The 18,406-nt window shown below is 75.0% G+C and carries 14 protein-coding genes; 9 read left to right on the top strand and 5 right to left on the bottom strand.

The features are described from left to right. The first annotated feature begins 90 nt into the window (after nt 1-90). From WMF43_RS41060 to ftsH, 5 genes are all read left to right on the top strand, one after another. Entirely contained in the window at nt 91-2,277 is a 2,187-nt protein-coding gene (locus WMF43_RS41060; RefSeq protein WP_437673342.1) for a serine/threonine protein kinase, read from the top strand. After that, nucleotides 2,274-3,686: a class I SAM-dependent RNA methyltransferase gene (locus tag WMF43_RS41055; RefSeq protein WP_437673341.1), complete on the top strand. Its 1,413-nt coding sequence runs from the start codon at nt 2,274-2,276 to the stop codon at nt 3,684-3,686. Before WMF43_RS41060 ends, WMF43_RS41055 begins: the two co-directional genes overlap by 4 nt. 158 nt (nt 3,687-3,844) lie before the next feature. Beyond that, the gene (locus WMF43_RS41050; RefSeq protein ID WP_437673340.1) at nt 3,845-4,075 is read left to right on the top strand and encodes a hypothetical protein; all 231 of its coding nucleotides are present in this window, start codon (nt 3,845-3,847) and stop codon (nt 4,073-4,075) included. Next, nucleotides 4,072-5,067 (top strand): tRNA lysidine(34) synthetase TilS, encoded by a 996-nt coding sequence (gene tilS / locus WMF43_RS41045; RefSeq protein WP_437673339.1) that lies wholly within the window; start codon nt 4,072-4,074, stop codon nt 5,065-5,067. The genes WMF43_RS41050 and tilS overlap by 4 nt, the downstream gene beginning before the upstream one ends. 162 nt (nt 5,068-5,229) lie before the next feature. After that, on the top strand, nt 5,230-7,176 hold the full coding sequence (ftsH, locus tag WMF43_RS41040) for an ATP-dependent zinc metalloprotease FtsH (protein WP_437673338.1): 1,947 nt from the start codon (nt 5,230-5,232) through the stop codon (nt 7,174-7,176). Between the two features lie 159 nt (nt 7,177-7,335). On the opposite strand, the gene WMF43_RS41035 is transcribed toward ftsH, so the two are convergent. From WMF43_RS41035 to WMF43_RS41025, 3 genes are all read right to left on the bottom strand, one after another. Further along, entirely contained in the window at nt 7,336-8,883 is a 1,548-nt protein-coding gene (locus WMF43_RS41035) for an alginate export family protein (RefSeq protein WP_437673337.1), read from the bottom strand. A gap of 156 nt (nt 8,884-9,039) precedes the next feature. Next, nucleotides 9,040-9,882, bottom strand: coding sequence for a hypothetical protein (locus WMF43_RS41030; RefSeq protein WP_437673336.1), 843 nt, complete (start codon nt 9,880-9,882; stop codon nt 9,040-9,042). Next, complete coding sequence (locus WMF43_RS41025; protein ID WP_437673335.1) at nt 9,879-13,088, bottom strand: GYF domain-containing protein; 3,210 nt, start codon at nt 13,086-13,088, stop codon at nt 9,879-9,881. Before WMF43_RS41025 ends, WMF43_RS41030 begins: the two co-directional genes overlap by 4 nt. 151 nt (nt 13,089-13,239) lie before the next feature. On the opposite strand from WMF43_RS41025, the gene WMF43_RS41020 reads away from it, so the two are divergent. Then, nucleotides 13,240-13,995, top strand: a complete 756-nt coding sequence (locus WMF43_RS41020; RefSeq protein ID WP_437673334.1) for a ComF family protein — start codon at nt 13,240-13,242, stop codon at nt 13,993-13,995. Here WMF43_RS41020 and WMF43_RS41015 read toward each other — a convergent pair. Then, nucleotides 13,961-14,410, bottom strand: a complete 450-nt coding sequence (locus tag WMF43_RS41015; RefSeq protein WP_437673333.1) for a hypothetical protein — start codon at nt 14,408-14,410, stop codon at nt 13,961-13,963. The genes WMF43_RS41020 and WMF43_RS41015 overlap by 35 nt on opposite strands. A gap of 385 nt (nt 14,411-14,795) precedes the next feature. Between WMF43_RS41015 and WMF43_RS41010 the strand changes: the two genes are divergently transcribed. Together WMF43_RS41010 and WMF43_RS41005 are read left to right on the top strand one after the other, a co-directional pair. After that, complete coding sequence (locus tag WMF43_RS41010; RefSeq protein WP_437673332.1) at nt 14,796-15,875, top strand: polysaccharide deacetylase family protein; 1,080 nt, start codon at nt 14,796-14,798, stop codon at nt 15,873-15,875. 196 nt (nt 15,876-16,071) lie between these two features. Continuing rightward, nucleotides 16,072-16,791: a hypothetical protein gene (locus WMF43_RS41005; protein ID WP_437673331.1), complete on the top strand. Its 720-nt coding sequence runs from the start codon at nt 16,072-16,074 to the stop codon at nt 16,789-16,791. 40 nt (nt 16,792-16,831) lie between these two features. Here WMF43_RS41005 and WMF43_RS41000 read toward each other — a convergent pair whose 3' ends face one another. Then, complete coding sequence (locus WMF43_RS41000) at nt 16,832-17,896, bottom strand: endonuclease/exonuclease/phosphatase family protein (protein WP_437673330.1); 1,065 nt, start codon at nt 17,894-17,896, stop codon at nt 16,832-16,834. A gap of 14 nt (nt 17,897-17,910) precedes the next feature. Here WMF43_RS41000 and WMF43_RS40995 point away from each other — a divergent pair, with 14 nt between their 5' ends. Then, complete coding sequence (locus WMF43_RS40995) at nt 17,911-18,357, top strand: hypothetical protein (protein ID WP_437673329.1); 447 nt, start codon at nt 17,911-17,913, stop codon at nt 18,355-18,357. Nucleotides 18,358-18,406: the final 49 nt, after the last annotated feature.

Genomic DNA, 18,406 nt, shown 5'->3' with positions numbered 1-18,406 from the left:
CTCGGCCCAGACGACATGGCAAAGTGCCGCGAACTCGCGGTAAAGTAGTGACCGCTCATGCCCCAACCCCCGCCTCGACCCGCATCACGAATGGGCGGACCTCCAAGCCCCGGGTCGACCAATTCACCGTCTGACGCGCGCACGAGGGAGTCCGAGAAGCAGCAGGGGACCTACTTCCTGGGCCGCTACCGCGTCGTCGACGAGATCGGGGTGGGCGGAATGGCGAGCGTCCACCTGGCCCGCATGGATGGTCCGGGCGGCTTTCAGAAGTGGGTCGCGATCAAGCGGATCCACCCGCACCTCGTCGAGGACGACCAGTTCGTCGACATGTTCCTCGACGAGGCGCGCATCGCGGCGGGCATCAACCACGCCAATGTCGCGCAGGTCTTCGATCTCGGGAAGGACGACAACACCTACTGGATCGCCATGGAGTACCTCCACGGCGAGCCGCTCCGGGAGGTGATGCGCCGCGCCGAGGAGCGCCGGCTGCGCATCTCGCCTGAGCTCGCCGCGCGCATCTGCTCCGACGCCGCCGAGGGGCTCCACGCCGCGCACGAGCTCCGCGGAAAGAACGGCCAGCTGCTCGGGCTGGTGCACCGCGACGTGACGCCGCACAACCTGTTCCTGACCTATGACGGGTATACGAAGGTCGTCGATTTCGGCATCGCCAAGGTGGCCGATCGGCTGTCGTCCACCCGCGCAGGCACGTTGAAGGGCAAGCTGGCGTACATGTCCCCCGAGCAGGTGCGCGGCATCGAGATCGATCGCACGACCGACGTGTTCGCGCTCGGGGTCGTCCTGTGGGAGCTGACGACGAACCAGCGTCTCTTCCGGATGGACACGGATCTCGACACGCTCGAGAAGGTGCAGGCCTGTGTGGTCCCGCCGCCGTCGACCATCGTGCCGGACTACCCGATCGAGCTGGAGAGCGTCGTCATGAAGGCGCTCGCCAAGCACCGGCAGGACCGCTTCCAGACGGCGCGCGAGTTCTCCAGGGCCTTGCAGAACTTCCTGATGAGGAGCGGCGTGTTCGTCGGCTCCGAGGAGGTCGCCCAGTTCGTGCAGCAGGTCTTCGCCGATCGCATCCAGAAGCGCGAGGCGCACCTCGCGTGGGCGGCGGAGGTGACGTCCACCATCAACGTCGAGCAGGTGCGCGGGCGGGTCACGGCCACCGATTCCGTCGGGCTCCGCGGCCGGGAGCCCGAGCCGCAGCAGCGGCAAGCGGCGCCGCAGGCGTTGCGGCAGAACGCCGCCCCGGTGAGCGGGATCGCGCCGATCGGGCGGACGCCGCCCGGCGGGGCGGCCTCGAAGCAGATGGTCGCGTCGTCGCTGATGGACGACGACGAGGACGTCCCGACGACGGTCGCGACGCGAGAGCAAGCCGAGCCGATGCGGCCGATGGCGTACGGCGAGCGGCCGATGGTGCGCCCCGCGGCCGGCATGGGGCCCGCCCCGGCGCCCGCGCCGCAGCCGCCGCTCGCCGCCCAGCCCGCCCTTCCCCTGGGGCGGCCGGGCGCCTCGCCGCCGTACGCGAGCGCGCCGCGGGCGCCCGCCGGCCACAGCCCTCAGGCGCCAGCTCCGTTCCGTGCAGCCCCGTACGCGCCGCTCGACTTCGACACGGACGACCTCACGCCGGCTCAGGCCGGCAGCTTCCAGGGCGGCGATCCGAGCAGCCCGCTCGCCTCCACCCTCGCGCTCCCGCCGACGCTGCAGCCTCCACCCCCGGCGCCCCGCCGCGCCGACGAGGCGATGATCCAGACGCAGGCCGCCGTGTCCCCGCTCGCCGGCGCCGGCGGCGCGCAGGGGCAGGCCGCCGTGCCGTACGCGCTCCCGTTCAACGGCCAGGGGTATCGGCCCGCCCCGCAGCCCCCGGCCGCCGCGCCGGCGCCGCAGTTCCCGCAGCCCCCGCCGGCGAGCGTGGGGCCGTCCCAGCCGCCGGCCGCCGGGTCCGGGCAGCCTCCGCAGTCGCAGATCGAGACCGCGCTCTCCCTGCCGCGGCCCGATCCAGCGGCGATCTGGGCGGCGACGCAGGACGCGGTGGAGGTCGGCCAGCGCCGGAACACGGTCGTGCTCATCGCCGTCATCGCGCTCACCGCGCTGTGCGTCGTCGGCATCGGCGCGCTGGTCTACATGAAGACCCAGACGGTGCCGCGCACGCCTGCCGGCAGCGTCGACGCCCCCGCGACGCCTGCGCCGGCCGGCGCGACGCCTGCGCCCGCCGGCGCGGCCACCCTCCCCGGGCGGCCGGACCTCCCGCACGTCACGATGCAGCGATGAAGTCCGTTCACCGCCGCGCGAGCGGCGCCAAGACGCGAGCCCGCGCCGGCGAGCGGGCCGAGCTGCGCATCGACGCGCTCGCCGCGGGCGGCGCCGGCGTCGGGAGGCTCGCGGGCGAGGTCGTCTTCGTCCCCGCGACCGCGCCGGGGGACCTCGTCGAGGTCGAGCTCGACCGCAGCGCGCGCCCGGCGCGAGGCCGGCTCCTCCGCGTGATCGAGCCGAGCGCCGAGCGCGTCGCTCCGCCCTGCAGCTTCGCGGACGCCTGCGGCGGCTGCGACTGGATGCACGTCCGCGTCGAGGCGCAGCAGGCCGCGCACGAGCAGATCGTCCGGCAGGCGATCGCGCGGGCGACCTCGCTCGCCGAGCTGCCGGAGGTCCGCGTCCATCCGGCGCCCCAGGCGCTCGGCTACCGGTCGCGGGCGAGGCTGTTCGCGCGCGCGGAGCGCGGCGAGGTGCGCGTGGGCTACCGCGCGCCGAGGACCCACGACGTCGTGGCGGTCGACCGCTGCCTCGTGCTGGCCGACGAGATCGCGCCGCTCGCCGGCGAGCTGCCCGGCCTGCTCCGCGGCGCGGCCGGCGAGGGCGACATCCTGATCGCGCAGGGCGCCTCGCGCCGCCCGGTGGTCGAGATCCTCTGGCGCGGGGCGCTCCCGCCGGCCGTGTGGCAGCTGCTCGACCAGCGCACGGCGAGCGGCGCGTGGGCCGGCGCCCGCGTCACGCTGGACGGCGCGCGGCAGGCCGCGTCGTTCGGCGACCCGCGGCCGGTGATCCAGGGCGCGGACGGCGCGCCGCTGCTGCTCGCGCCGGGCGGCTTCGGGCAGCCGTCCGAGGAGGGCGCCGCCGTCCTTGCCCGCCGCGCCGCCGAGCTCGCGCACCTCGACTCCTCGCGGTCGCCGCACCTCGTGGAGCTGTTCGCCGGGAGCGGGACGCTCTCCGTGCTGCTCGCCCGCGGCGCGCAGCGGCCGCCCGGGCCCGCCGAGGGCGCTCCCCCGGCGGCCCCCGGGGGGCTCGCGTCGTTCACGGCGGTGGAGCTCGTGCCCGAGGCGGTCGCCTGCCTGCGCCAGAACCTCGCCGCGCGCGGCCTCGCCGGCAAGGTGATCGAGGCGGACGCCGACGAGGCGCCGATCCCGCCGCGCGCCGACGTCGTGGTGCTCGACCCGCCTCGCGGCGGGGCGCCCGGCGCGGCGCGCGCGATCGCGGCCTCGGGCGCGCGTGTGGTCGTCTACGTCTCGTGCGACCCGGCCACGCTGGCGCGGGACCTCGGCGTCATCCTCCGCGGCGGCTTCGAGATCACGGACATCGAGGTGGTCGAGCTCTTCCCGCAGACGAGCCACATCGAGTCGATCGTCCGCCTCTCGCGGTCGCGCCGCCCGCGCGCCGACCCCGGCGGCAGCGCGCCCGCGCGCTGATCTCTCGGCAGCGGGCCGCGCGCGCCCGCGCGCTGACCTGGCAGCGGCGGGCCGAGCGCGCCCCTGGACCGACCGGCTCCACGGCGCCGCGAGGGCCTGCCCTCTCGCGCGACCGAGCTCGCGGCCGGCGCCCTGCGGCTTGCGCTACGCTGGCGTCGATGATCCAGCACCTCGACGATCGCCTCCGCGAGGAGGCGCGGCGTTATCGGCTCGTGTTCGCGTGCCCGGACTGCGCCTCGTTCGATCCGGGCGAGCCCGACCGCGACGGCGCCGCGCCTGCGGGCGGCGCGCCGCGCTGCTCGCTCGGCTACCCGGTCGCGCCGCACCTGAGCCAGGACCTCGACGGCCGCGACGAGATCGTCTTCTGCAAGGCGTTCGAGCTCCGATGAGCCCGGCGCCCGGACCTCCCCCGCCGCCCAGGCGGGGCCGGTCGCACCCTCCGTCGCTGCTCCGCCTCGCCGAGCGGCTGATCCGCGACGAGCGGCTGCTCGCGCGCGGCGACGTGGTCCTCTGCGCCTGCTCCGGCGGCCCCGACTCGACCGCGCTGCTGCACGTCCTGGCGATGCTCCGGCGGCGGATCGGCCACGAGGTCGTTGCGCACGGCGTCGACCACGGCCTCCGCGCCGCCGCCGCGGCCGAGCTTTCGATCGCGCGCGACCTCGCCGCGCGGCTCGGCGTCCCCTTCTCCAGCACCCGCGTGGACGTCGCGCCCGGCGCGAACCTCCAGGCGAGGGCGCGCGCCGCCCGCTTCGCCGCGCTGGCGGCGGCCTCGGCAGCACACGGCGCCCGCGCGATCGCGACCGGCCACACCGCCGACGATCGGGCCGAGACGCTGCTCCTGCGCCTCTTGCGGGGAGCCGGCCCGAGGGGCCTCGCCGTGCTGCCGCCGCGCGCGTCGCGCTCGCTCGACGCGGGCGGCGCGGGCGGCGCTGCGCCCGGCGCGGCGGTGCGGGTCGAGCTCATCCGCCCCTTGCTCCTGGCCCGCCGCGCCGATGTCCTCGCCCACCTCAGCCGACATCAGCTGGCGTTCGCGGACGATCCCAGCAACGTGGACCCCCGCTTCACCCGCGTGCGTGTCCGCCGCGAGCTGCTCCCGCTGCTCGAGGACCTCTCGCCGGCGATCGTCGAGCACCTCTGTGCGCTCTCGGACATGCTCGTCGCCGCGCAGGAGCGCCCCGACGCCGGCGATGCGACCGTCCTCGACGTTGGCGGCTCCCCCGCGGCGCCGCTCGGTCGGGCGCAGCGCTTCGCGATCGAGCGCGCCCGCAAGCTCGGCCGCCCGGTGCGCGTGCGGGTGCAGGGCGGCAGAGAGCTCGCCCTGGGCTTTCCAGAGGAGTCCAGCGTGCTTATCGAGGACGAGACCGTGGGTCGCGGGACCTGACCGCATGCACCCCGCCCGCGCCCCCTCGCCAGATGCCGTTCCCCCGCGCCACCGCGAGGGCGGGCGCGCGGTCGACGACCGGGCTCACGGGTGGCATGCTGGCTGGAACACGCGTAGAATTTCAGTACACGCCGGCTCGCCGCGCGAGCCTAGAGGGTCCTCGTGAAGCAATCGCACAAGACGCTGCTGCTCTGGGTTCTGCTGATCATGATGTTCTTGGCGATCTGGCAGTTCTTGAGCCCGGATCGCTCCCTCGCAACGCAGGTCCCGTTCAGCGATTTCATGAGCAAGGTCCAGGTCGAGGCCAAGGACCAAAATCCGCACGTCGAGTCGGTCACGATCAAGGACCGCGAGTACACCTTCTCGGTCAAGGACCCGAAGAGCGGGCAGAAGACCAAGATGGTCACGATCGGCCCTGACAACGCCGACGAGATCACGCAGGTGCTCGTCAACAACAAGGTCGCCGTGAGCTTCGAGAAGGACGACACCTCGCCGTTCGGCTGGGGGGCGATCCTGACCATCCTGCCGATGGTCTTCCTGCTCGTGATGTTCTACCTGTTCATGCGCCAGCTGCAGGCCGGCGGCGGCAAGGCGATGAGCTTCGGCAAGTCGCGCGCCCGGCTGCTCAGCGAGGCGCAGAACAAGGTGACGTTCGCGGACGTCGCGGGGATCGACGAGGCGAAGGACGAGCTCGAGGAGATCATCGCGTTCCTCAAGGACCCGAAGAAGTTCCAGAAGCTCGGCGGCCGCATCCCGAAGGGCGTCCTCATGATGGGGCCCCCCGGGACGGGCAAGACGCTCCTCGCGCGCGCGATCGCGGGTGAGGCGGGGGTGCCGTTCTTCTCGATCTCCGGCTCGGATTTCGTCGAGATGTTCGTCGGCGTCGGCGCGAGCCGGGTGCGCGACCTGTTCGAGCAGGGCAAGAAGCACGCGCCGTGCATCATCTTCATCGACGAGATCGACGCGGTCGGCCGCCACCGCGGCGCGGGCCTCGGCGGCGGTCACGACGAGCGCGAGCAGACGCTGAACCAGCTGCTCGTCGAGATGGACGGCTTCGAGTCGAACGAGGGCGTGATCATCGTCGCCGCGACGAACCGCCCCGACGTCCTCGACCCCGCGATCCTGCGCCCCGGCCGCTTCGACCGGCGCATCGTGGTGAACCGCCCCGACGTGCGCGGCCGCGAGGGCATCCTCCGGGTGCACACGAAGAAGGTCCCGCTCGGCCCGGACGTCGACATGGAGATCCTGGCGCGCGGCACGCCCGGCTTCGTCGGCGCCGACATCGAGAACCTGGTCAACGAGGCGGCCCTGCTCGCGGCGCGGCAGGACAAGGACGTCGTCACGATGGTCGACTTCGAGATGGCCAAGGACAAGGTGCTGATGGGCGCCGAGCGCCGCAGCATGGTCATCAGCGACGAGGAGAAGCGGACGACGGCCTACCACGAGGCCGGCCACGCGCTGGTGGCGAAGCTCCTGGAGAAGTTCTCGGATCCGGTCCACAAGGTGACGATCATCCCGCGCGGGCCGGCGCTCGGCCTGACGCAGCAGCTGCCGAAGGAGGATCGGCTCAGCATGTCGCGCGACTTCGCCAAGGCGCGGCTCTCCGTGCTGATGGGCGGCCGCGTCGCGGAGGAGATCGTGTTCGGCCAGTTCACGACGGGCGCGGGCAACGACATCAAGCAGGCGTCGAACCTCGCGCGCCGCATGGTGACCGAGTTCGGCATGAGCGACGTCATCGGGCCGATCTCGTACGGCGCGGACGAGGAGAGCGTCTTCCTCGGGCGCGACTTCACGAGCCGGCGCCGCGACTACTCGGAGACGATCGCGAACCAGATCGACGACGAGGTGCGGCGGTTCATCCTCGACGCGCACGCCGAGGCGCGGCGGCTGCTCACGGACAACCGCGAGATCCTCGAGCGGCTCGCCACGGCGCTGCTCGAGCGCGAGACGCTGGACGCCGAGGAGGTCGACGCCATCGTCTCGGGCCGCGAGCTGCCGCAGCGCCAGCGCGTCGTGATCCCGAGCTACAGCGACCGCGAGCGCGCCGCCAAGGAGAAGCGCCGCGCGGCGAGCATCTTCGGCACGCCGAAGCCCGCCCCGAGCACGTGACCAAGCCGCGCGGGGCGCCCAAGCAGCGCGGGGCGCCCAAGCAGCGCGGGGCGCCCAAGCAGCGCGGGGCGCCCAAGCAGCGCGGGACGCCCCCGTAGCGCGTGGGCCTGGCCCGGGCCATCCGCCGTTCCGGCGCGATGCGCCCGGGCCGCTCGCTTTTCAGGGGGCGCTCAGGGTCGCCTGCAGGAACGCCCACTGCTGCAGGTCCGCGGGGCGGCGGTCCGCGTCGAGCGCGCGGTTCGCCCGCGTGAAGATCGCCTGGGCGCCTTCGCCGAAGAAGAACAGGCCGTAGCCGAGCGCGAGGCGCAGCGGCTCCCAGGGGTGCAGGGCGACCGAGACGTCGATCTCGTGGCCGAGCGTCCGGTCCTCGTTGTCGGGGGCGGCGCCGACGGGGAGGAGGCGCGCGGTCACCCACCTGCCCCCGGGAGAAGCGAGGCCGACGAACGTGTACCCGGCGGAGGCGGTCAGCGCGTCCCAGGGGGAGGCGCTGACGCCGCCGCCCGCTTCGATCACGTTGGACCACGCGTAGAGCCCCATGAGCCCGCGGTTGCCCTGCGCGTCGGGCAGGATCGGATCGAAGCGGCGCTGCGTCTCGGCGGCGTCGAGCGCGCCGTCGTCGCCCGTCGCGTAGGCGCCGCGGGCGCTCCAGGTGAGGCGGCCGGGGAGGGCGGTCGCGAGCTCGGCCCGGGCAGCGACCGCGAACGCGCCGAGGGGGCGGTCCCCGCCGATCGTGGCGACGCGGCCGAGCTCGTAGGCGCCCTCGAGCGCGTAACGGAAGCCCCGGCGGTCGCCGGAGATGCGCGCGTCGAGCACGAAGGTGTCCCCCGGCGTGAGCCAGCTCGGGCGCGGCTCCCGGGCGACGCGCGCGAGCGCCGTGGCCTCGAGCTGGAGGAGGGGCGCGAGGTGCCAGATCGCGTTCAGGCCGTAGAGCTGAGTCCCGGTGCCGGCGGGGACGGGCTTCTGCGTCCCGGCCACCTCGGGCGGGGCGCCGCCCGGCGCCGCGAGCAGCGCGGCCATGGCCTCCAGATCGACGTTGCCGAGCTGCACCCCTGCGCGGGCCGCGTCGAGCGAGCGCGCGGTGAGCGTCTCGTCGTTCGCCCCGATCAGGCGGCCATCGCCCCACTGGATGCGCTGCCGGCCCACCCGGACGAACGCGCGCCGCCCCGCGCGCGTGTGCACGTCGACGTAGGCCTCGTAAGGCGCCGTCGCCGGGAGGGACGGCTCACCCGCGCCGAGGAAGATGGCGTCGTCGCTCCCCCAGAGCCGCGCGTCCTGCAGCGTGAGGACGCCCGTGATCGGCCCGTGATCGACGGCCAGCCCGAGGCGGGCGCGCTGGGCGAGGAACCACTGGGTCCTCACGGCCTCCGCGGTGTCGAGCAGCGGCGGCAGCGCGCCCCCGAAGCCCTCGGCGAGCACGGCGTTCGACGTGTAGATGTCGCCCCCGGTGTCCACGGGGTACCGGCGAAACTCGCCGCGGAGCCGGAGCTCCATCGAGGGGCGGAACGTGAACCCGCCGAGGGTCACGCCCTCCGACTGCGGCGGCACCTGCGCCGCCGCCCTGCGGGGCGCGAGCGCCAGGATCGCCGATCCCAGAGCGATGGAGGCGAACGTCAGGGATCGGATCATCAGCGAGGAGGGCCGGAGCGCGGGGTCGTCGAACGGCACGAGGCGGCCTGGCGCGCGGCGCTCGGGCCGGATCGCGCTCATGGATCGCTCGCGGAGGATAGGCGTCCCGCCGCTCCTCGGACAAGTGGGGAAGCGGCGCCACGCCTGCCCGACACCGCCCGATTTCGACCAGGCGGGCCCCGGCCAGGCGGGCCATCGGGCCGCGCCGGCGCCAGGGGCCATCGCGCCGCGCCGGCGTCAGGGGTCGAAGTCGTCGCCCCCGCGCGGCGGCGGCGGCTTCGGCGCGGCCCCGGCGCCGCTCCCGCGCCGCGAGGGCGCCTTCGCGCCGGGCGCCGACGGCCTCGCCGGCGCCCGGCTCGCCGCGCTCCGTCGCGCCGGGGCGGCGCCCGCGCCCGTGTCGACCGCGAGGACCAGGTCGAGCACGAGCTTCGAGGCCTTGCCCGCGTGCCGATCCGCGAGCGCCCCCGACTCCGCGAGCACCTGCTCGGCCGCCTCGATCTCGCGCTTCACCTGACGGCGTCGCGGATCGTCCGCCAGCGCCTTGGTCGACTCGGCCGCGAGCGCCGCCCGCTTCTTCTCGAGCTCCACGGCGCGCATCGAGAGCTCGCCGAGCCGCTTCGATGCCGCGAGCGAGCTCTTCAGGCACGCCTCGATCGCCTCGATGAGGCTCCGGTCCTCCGCGCCGAGCGCGCGCCCGCCCCGGGCGCTCACGAGCCGCGCTTCCGGCACGAGCTCGACGTGGAGCGCCACGCCCGACGCGCGGAGGTCGGCCGCGCGCGCGCGCGTGACCTCGAGCGCCGCCGCGTCGCCGGCCGCCCCGGGATCGAGCCCCAGCGCGCGCGCGAGCTCCGCGCGCGCCGCTCCCGCGTGCTCCTCCGCCTTCAGCGATTCCTCGCGGAGCGCCCGCGCGGCCTCGAAGAACTCGTCGTACGGCGGGTTGCCCGTGCGGAGGGCCCGCCCCTGCTCGAGCTGCGAGGTCTGCGCGGCGCACGCGCCGAGCAACGGCGCCTGCGGCGCGGCGAGCAGCAGCGCGAGCGCCGCTGCGCGGAGCCCGCGCGCGGGGCCCGAGCGGCTCGTCACCCGCATTGGAGGATGACCCCCCAGAGCTCGTAGCTCGCGGCGGGCTTCGAGAGGAACACCACGCCCACGTAGCCCGATCGGGCGGAGACGCCGAGCAGGCCCTGCCCGAAGTTCCCGGCCGGGGGCGAGAGCGCGATCGGGTCTCCGACCGGGGTGAAGTCGGCGGCCAGGGTCTGCGCGCGCATGGCGCGGCTCCCTGGCGGGCCTTCGGTCCACACGAGGAGCCAGCGCCCGTCGCCGAGCCCCGCGATGTCCGGCGCGAACGCGTCTCCCCCCGGGCCGCCGGTGGGGAGCGGGATCACCTGGGTGGAGGCGGGCGGGGTGCTCGAAGCGGCGCGACCAGCGCGGATCTCCCAGCGGCCATCCGTCGGGCGGTCGGCGAAGACGACGGCGAGGTCGCGCCCGTTCCAGCCGATCGACGGCTTGCCGACCGAACCCCCGGAGCCCGCCACCCGGGTCAGCTCGCCGGCGGGCTTGCGCTCGGCGTCGAGCCAGCCCGCCCAGACGGCCTTCTCGCGGCGGAAGGCGACCGCGTACCCCCGCGACCCGGCCGCGAGCGCGCGCGGCGCCTCGAGCGGCTCGTCGCCCTGCACCGGCCAGAGCCGGGAGGGCGCGGCGTCGGGGCTGTCGGCCGCGACCACGGCGCCGCCGGCGAGCCCGACGACGAACGGCGTCGGTCCCGGAACGTTCACGGGCGAGCGGATGGCCTGCTGCGCCGCCGTGAGGACGGTGAACCCGTCCTCGATCGGCGAGATGCTGACGATGTCAGCGGTCTCCGTGTTCGAGAACCGCTCGTTCCGCTCCCCGGTCGCGGGATCGATCTCGAGGCCGACGGCCTCCATCGGGCTCTTGGCGTAACCGACCACGAGCTTGCCCTGCTTCGTGGTCGTGACCTCGAAGGGGATGCTCTTCGCGACGAGCGGCGCCCACTGCTGGGGCTGGCGCGCCACCCAGCAGGGCTTCGGCGGAGCAGGCGGCGCGGGGAGCGCCGCGCGCGCGATCTCCTGCGCGGCGCCGAGCGCGCTGCGCGCCGGCTCGATCGGCGCGCGCCGCGGGCTCGCGGCGGAGAGGCGGCCCGCGAAGAAGGCGCCGACGCTCACGAGCAGCGCCGCCCCGCCGAGGCCGAGGAGCGACGACACCCGCACGGGAACCGGGGTGGAGAAGAGGTTCCCGGCGCCCTCGGCCATGGCGCCGAGCCGGCCCGCGCGCGGCGGCTGACCGCGCCGCGCCGCGAGCGCCCGCGGGGGGAGGGCTGCGGGGCCGTTGCTCGAGCTCGCGGCCGAGCCGCTGTCGGCTCGCTGGTCCGACGCCAGGGTCCCCGACCCGAGCCGCGCGTCGGCGGCAGCCGCGTTGCGCTGCGCGCCCGGGGGCGCGGGGGCAGGGCCTGACCACGGACGTGCCGCCAGCGGCGACAGCGGTAACCCCGGTGCGGGGCTGGCCGCGGGGGCGGCGCCGGCCGGTGCGGCGCTGGCCGCGGCGCCGGCCGGTGCGGTGCTGGCGGCGGCGCCGGTAGGCGCGGCGCTGGTGGCGGCGCCGGCCGGTGCGGCGCTGGCGGCGCCGATCGGCGCGGCGCTGGCCGAAGGGGTCGTCGCGGGCGCGGGGCGCCCTGGCGGCGCTTCGACCAGGGGCGAGCGCTTCGTCGTCTCGTTGGGCGCAGGAAAGCTCGCCGCGGAAGGCTCCTTGGTGTCGCTGCTCGGCGCCGCGGCGGAAGGATGGATCGACTCGCCGCGCGCGCGGTTCGCCGGCGCATCCCTGCCGTCGCTCGCCGGCGCGGCGGCTGCGCTGCGGGGCAGGGGACCGTCGCCGGGGATCAGCGGGCTCGGCGGACGGGGGACGGGGGCCGTGCTCGCCGCGGCGGCGGCGCTCGAGGTGAGCGCTGCGTCGGCTGCGGGCGCCGGAGGGCGCGGCGTTGCTGGCGGCGTTGCGCGGGGAGCCTCCGCAGGAGGGCGCGGCGGCGGCGCAGGGAGCGCTCCGAGACGGACGAGGGCCTTCGCGCCTGCCGCTGCCTGAGCCGGCGCCTCGGGCGCCCGTGCGTCCCCGAGCCGCCTCGGCGGGGTCGTGGAGATGCGCACCGGGACCGGGTGCGGCGGCGCCGAGCGTCCTGCTGCGCGCGCCGGACCTCTCGCTCCTGGGCTGGAGCCGGTCGGCGCTGGCGGGACTGCTGGGAGAGGCCTGCCGGGGCCCTGACCGGCGCCGCCCGCCGCGGCGCCGCGCCCCTGGTCCTGCGCTGCGGCGGTGGCCGGTGTGGCGTCGCGACCGGGGGGGCGCGGCAGCGGCTGGGGAGGTCTCGCCGTTGCGCCGGCGACCGGCTCGCCGGCTGCTCTCGGCGCGGCGCCCGGCCTGCTGGGCGCGGCCGTCGCCGGCCTGCTGGGCGCGGCCGTCGCCGGCCTGCTGGGCGCGGCCGTCGCCGGCCTGCTGGGCGCGGCCGTCGCCGGCCTGCTGGGCGCGGCGCCCGGCGGCCGCCTCGGCACCCCAGGCGTGTTGCCATCGGCTTTTGCGCTCGCGCCGCCCGCGGCCGTGAACCCAGCGATGGCGGGGAGCGGGCTCGCCAGGGGGTCGTCTTGCCCTTCCGATTCCGAGGGGAGCTTCGGCGCGCGGGGGATCACGGTCGCGCCCTCGTCGCCCGTCGGCGCGCCTTCGTAGCGGGGCAGCTGCGTGATGGCCCGGGCGACCCCTGCGTCGAACGTCCCGCCCGCCGCGGGCACGACGATCGGCGCGCTTTGCCCGCTCGCCGGCGCGTTCTCCGGCGCCTCGACGCCCGTGAGGGTCCTCATCGACTCGCGCTTGCGCGGGGGCGGCGGCGGCGGCCGCGTCTCTGCGCGGCTGGCCTGCGCCGCCGGCTTCCGGTCGTTCACGGGTCGGTTCGCAGCGGTCGCGCCGGCGCGCTGACCGCCACGGGCGGGCTCCGGACCGAGCTCCTCGAGGAGCTCGAAATCCAGATCCATGACGCCGCTCTCGCGAGCGGCTCCCCTGCTCGAGGTGTCCGCTGGACCCTCAGCCCCGCTGGCCCCCGACTCCGGCTCGCGCCCCACCCGGGCGGCGTCGGCGAGCTCCGGCAGCTGGGATGCCGGCATCCACGCCTCCATGCCCTGGCGCCACACCAGCGTGGAGCCAGGAATGACGCCGGCAGCGAGCGCGGTGCGCAGCTCCGCGGTGCTCACGCGCCGCTGGACGCCGCGCTCGTCCGTCCACCTCCACGTGTTCAACGGGGCCCTCTCCTCCAACCGCAGGAGCGCCGGAGCTTCACGACGTGATCCACGACGACGGGATCGTACCGCGCGTCCTTTGCAAAACGATCTTCTTTCGTCCGCCCGCGCAACCGCGCGCCCGTTCCCGACGAGGATCGCGCACGTCCCCATGAGCTCCCCTCGCACCCTCCTGGCCGCAGCGGGCCGCGCCCTCGTCGCCGCCGCTGCGCGCGCGCTCAGCCCACCGGCCTGCGCGGGCTGCGACGCCCGCCTCGCGGACACCGCTGTGTTCTGCGACGACTGTGCGCGTACCGTGCAGCCGTCGCGCCTCCATCGCGCGGCGCCTCCGCCGCGAGCAGCGGCGGGCTCCGGCGTCGCCGGCGCCGGCCTCGTCGCATACGCTCCCTTCGCGGGAGCGCTCGCGGACGGAATTCGGCGTTTCAAGTACGAGGATCGCCCGGACCTCGCGCGGCCCCTCGGTCGCTTGCTGCTCTGCGCGGCGCGAGACGCCGGGATGAACGCCGACCTCCTGGTGATCCCGGTCCCGCTTCATCCGCGCCGACTCGCGGAGCGCGGCTACAACCAGGCGGCCCTGCTGGCCGCGCACGTCGCTTCCGGCCTCGCGGCGTCGATCGCCCCGCGGGCGCTCTGCCGCGTGCGCACCACCGCGCAGCAGGCGCAGCTCTCGCGCGACCTCCGCCTGCAGAACGTGGCGGGGGCGTTCCGCGTCCGCGAGATGGAGCGGGTCCGGGGCCGGGGGATCGCGCTCATCGATGACGTGGCGACCACAGGCGCCACGCTCGCCGCGTGCCGCGATGCGCTCCTCGGGGCGGGAGCGCTGTCGGTCACCTGCCTCGTCCTCGCGTCTGCCGAGGGCGGCGCAGACGACATCAGAAGCTCACTTCCGTCAGCGCGCCGCACTTGACGATGACGGTCCTTCCCTCGGCGAGCCACCGCGTCCCGTTGCGTGTCGGCTCGCCGAGCCGCACGAAGAACCGCCCGCAGCGCACCTCGATGGGCTGATTGCTGGGTCCCACCGCCACGCCCGTCACGTAGACGGTCGCATCCCGCGCGGCGTTGAGCTGGAGCAGGCCATGACCGCTCCGCGGGACCCGCGCGGCGCCCGCCGGCGCCGCCGGCTCGGCGCTGGGCGGCGGTTGCGGAGGAGCCGCCGGCTCGGCGCCGGGCGGTGGCTGCGGAGGAGCCGCCGGCTCGGCGCTGGGCGGTGGTTGCGGAGGCGCCGCCGCCTCGGCGATTCGCGACGAGCGCGCGGACTGCGCCGCTCGGGCTGCGTCTTCGGCCTCGCTCGCCCCGGGCGGTGCCGCTTCGGGCGCAGGCACGGCCGCACGCGTCGATGCTGCACCTGGCGATCTCGTGGAACTGGACGCCGCCTCGCTCGGCGGCGCCTCTCGGCGGCCTCCGGCCAGCTCCGGCAGGCCCCTCTCCACCGTGTAAATGCCCAGCACAAACACGAAGATCGCCGTCGTGAGCGCGATCCCGCTCGCCGCGATCGGCGAAAGCGGCCTCGACGAGCGGCCCTCAGCCGGAACAGATGACGGCGCGTCCGTCGAGAACATCGACGCGCAGTCTAGCGGGATCCCACGCGGCCGAGCCGAGCTCTCCCAGCCCGAACGACGTCTGCCCGGCCAGGATGGCGCAGGTGTGTTCCCGTCGAATCCGCTCCCGGTACGGGCACGCGCAGGGTTTGTGTGCTGAACTACATTCGTGTACGTCGTCGCACCATCACCGACGTGGGTTCACAGGGGCGTACCCCTCGGCCGCCGTGCGCTGGTCGCCGGGGCGCTCGACACCCTCGGGCTCCTGGATCGTTTCCTGTGGTTGCGCGCGAAGCTCCGGCTGCCCGTGCTCTCGGTGTTCACCTACCACCGCATCGCGGAGCTCTCCGACGTCGTCGAGCTCGATCCGGGCGTCGCCGAGGTGAACGCGCGAGAGCTCGAGGAGCAGCTCGCGGTCATCAGGACACACTGCACGATGGTGTCGCTGCGGGACGTGCGGCTCTTCGCGAAGGGGCGGAAGCTGCCGCCGAACCCCGTCATGGTCGCCTTCGACGACGGCTACCGGGACAACCACGACGTCGCGCTGCCCCTCCTGGAGCGGGCCGGGGTCACGGCCACGTTCTTCATCGCCACCGAGTACCCCGACATGGGGCGCCTCTTCTGGTGGGATCGCGTCGCGCTCCTCATGCACCGCTGCCGGCGCGCGCGCGTCGAGGTCGCGTACCCCGCGGCGCTCGTGCTCGAGCCGCGGCGCGATCCGATCGCCGCGGCGACGCGCGTGTGCCGGGCCATCAAGCGCACGTCCGGCCTCGACATCGAGCGCCTGTGGGAGGAGCTCGAGCGCGCCACGGGGGCCTCGATCGAGCGCCGCGAGGAGCGCGCGCTCGCGGCGCGCACGATCATGGACTGGAAGCAGATCCAGGCGCTTCGGCGGGCGGGCATGGACGTGCAGTCGCACTCGCACAGCCACCGCGTCCTCCAGACGCTCTCGCCCGAGGAGGCCACGCGCGATCTCGCGCGCTCCCGCCGCGTGCTCTCCGAGGCCCTCGGCGAGGCCGTGCACGCGGTCGCGTACCCCGTCGGATACCGCCTCCACGGCGCCTTCCAGCGCGCCGTGCGGGAGGCCGGCTTCGAGCTCGGCTTCACCAACAACTCCGGGCTTTGTATGCTCTCGTCCTTCGACCCTTTGAATTTCCCGCGGGTCGCCATGGACCGCGGCCAGGTCGGCGCGCTCTTCAAGCTCAAGCTGCTCATCGGCCAGCGGGCGGGCTGCCGGGCCGGCCGCTGACCGCGCCGCGCCGGCGCGCCGCCGCTTCGCCGACGGATCCGCCGCGGGCTCGACGCTGCCGCGACCGGGGTTGGACCGGCGCTGCCGCGACCTCGCCTGGTCGACGGCGCCGGATCTGGCCTGGGCCGTGCACGTCCACCGTCGCTGGGCCGGTTCTGCACGCGCGTCGCCGCAGCGGCCAGGAAGGGAGGCTCTTGTGAAAGGCACACCCCGTGGTCGCGGGCTCCGCTCTGCCATCGCCGCGCTCGGCGCTGCGTCGCTCGTCTCCGCCCTCCTCGCCGCGGGCTGCGGCGGCGGCGCGCCGCCCGCGGCGACCGCGCGGCCCGCCGTCGCGGCGGCCCCTGCGCGGCCCGCGCCGCAGGCGCCGGACGAGCAGCAGGGGGCCTCCGAGCAGCGCGAGCAGCGCGAGGCCCAGCACGCGTGGTGCGTGTACCTCCAGGCGCTCTACGAGCGGGCCACCGACCGGGCGACGGGCTGGCCGAAGTTCGAGGAGTGCACCGGGAGGACGACGACGGCCTCGCCGAGGATGCTCCGCGCGACCGCGGAGTGCTCGCTGGCGGCGCTGCGGCGGTTCGACGGCGATCCATTCACCGCGGCGTACGCGGCGGAGGTGAGCCGCTGCGGCTCGGAGGCGATGACGGCCACCTCGCTGCGCCGCGCCGAGCTCGCCCCGTTCATGGCCGTCCTCTGCAGCCGCGCCGCCGGGTGCGGAGATCTAGATTACCACGCGTGCCGGCAGAGCCTGGACGAAGGCATCGGGCCGCAGCTCGAGCGGGCGATCGGGGCGATGAACAGCCGCGGCCGACGAGAGGTCCGCGCCTGCTTCGGCAAGCTCGCGTGCGGCGGCGACCTCGGAGTCCAGATCTCCGCGTGCCTCGAGCCGGTCATGGATGACCTGCTCTGGCTGCCGGGGTGAGCGGCCGGCGTCGAACGGGCCGCGCGGCCCGGGGCGGCGATCAGCCGGAGGCGGATGGCAGCCGGCAGCGCGCGATCAGGGGCACGTGGTCCGACAGCCCGGCGAACGCGCCCTTGTGCCCGAAAGGGTGCGTGCCCGCGAAGTCGATCCACTCGAGCCCCTCGCACGAATACACGTGGTCGAGGTGCATGCGCAGGTTCATGAAGCCGGCCGTGGGGAAGGCCCGCGCCTCGCTCTCCGACAGGCAGCGGACCTTGGCGAAGGCGTCGACGAAGCCGCCCTCCTCGCGCAGGAAGCGATCCACCGGCGAGCCAGGCAGCGAGTTGAAGTCGCCGACCACGATGAAGTTGTCGCTCCGCCGCTCGCGGCGGACGAAGTCGGCGAGCACCCGCGCCTCCTCGAGCTGATTCGGCCCGAACCCCATCCGCGCCTCGCCCGTCCAGAACTCCCGCGAGAACACGCTCGGCAAGCTGAGGTGGGTGTTGAACACGTCGAAGCTCTGCCCGCTCTCGTGCTCGAACGACACGTGCGCGCAGATGCGCGTCTGCTTCAGGCTCTTCACCCCCCGCCGGTGGGTGATGTCGTGCGGGCGCTCCGCGTTGTGGTGCCCGATGCGGAACGTGTCGCGCGCGATCACCGCGAGCCCCGTCGTGTAGATGTTCGTCCGCGAGGTGAGCCGGTACGCGTGCGCGGGGAAGTAATACGCCACGTACCGCTCGCGCCGCTCCTCGCGCGCCAGCGCCGCGTGCAGCTCGGTCATCAGCCGGTCGAGCTGCGTCTCCTCCGGGTGCCACCGCGGGTTCATCGTCGACGAGCGCAGCGACTGGGTCTCCACCTCCTGGAGACACACGAGATCGGGCAGCGGAGAGAGCCGCGCGAGCGTCGCCGCGATGCGGGTGATCGCGGCGCTGGTCGAGGCGATGCCCCGCGTGCCGTGGCCGAAGTAGCGGACGTTATAGGTGATGATCCGCAGCGGCGTTATGCCGTCGCGGGGCAGCGCAGCGCCGTCGCGATCGCGCTGCGCCGCGCTCGTGGAGGGGTCGTCCAGGGCCGTGACGTCGGGGGGTGATCCGCTCGAACCAGGTGGGAGGCGCCGCTCGGTCATGTATCCTCTCGCCCATGGGCAAGAACATCATCGTTTCCGAGGATACCATTCGTGACCTGCTGGAAGCGCATGCCTCCCTCTCCGCCTGGTACTACGAGCTCTGGTCGGCGCTGCGCGTCGCGAAGGCCTCGGCGAGCGCCCCCGATGATGCGGCCCGCGCGGCATTTGTCGAGCGGATGGCCGCGAGCTTCCCGGAGGTCGCCTCGATCGCTCGCTCCATCCAGGTGCCGAGGATGTTCGTCCCCCCGCCGCCCGCGGTGAGCATCCCCCCGAGCGCGACGCCGGAGGCCGTCGAGGAGCCCCCGACCGCGATCGAGCCTGCGCCCGCCAGGCTCCGGGAGCTCCACGGCCAGCCGCCGAAGAGCCAGCCAGGCGTCGAGCCGCTCATCCCCGCCTCGTTGCAGCCCGCGATCGAGCCGCCGCCCCTCGTGGTCCCATCGACGGTGAAATACGAGCCCTAGACCACGCGATCACCGCGCAGGCTGCGAGCTCAGCCGCTGCCCTACGAGC

The organism is Sorangium sp. So ce131 (genome assembly GCF_051519095.1).
In the GTDB taxonomy this organism is placed as follows: Bacteria; Myxococcota_A; Polyangia; order Polyangiales; family Polyangiaceae; genus Sorangium.
This window is presented reverse-complemented; position numbering and strand designations above follow the sequence as displayed.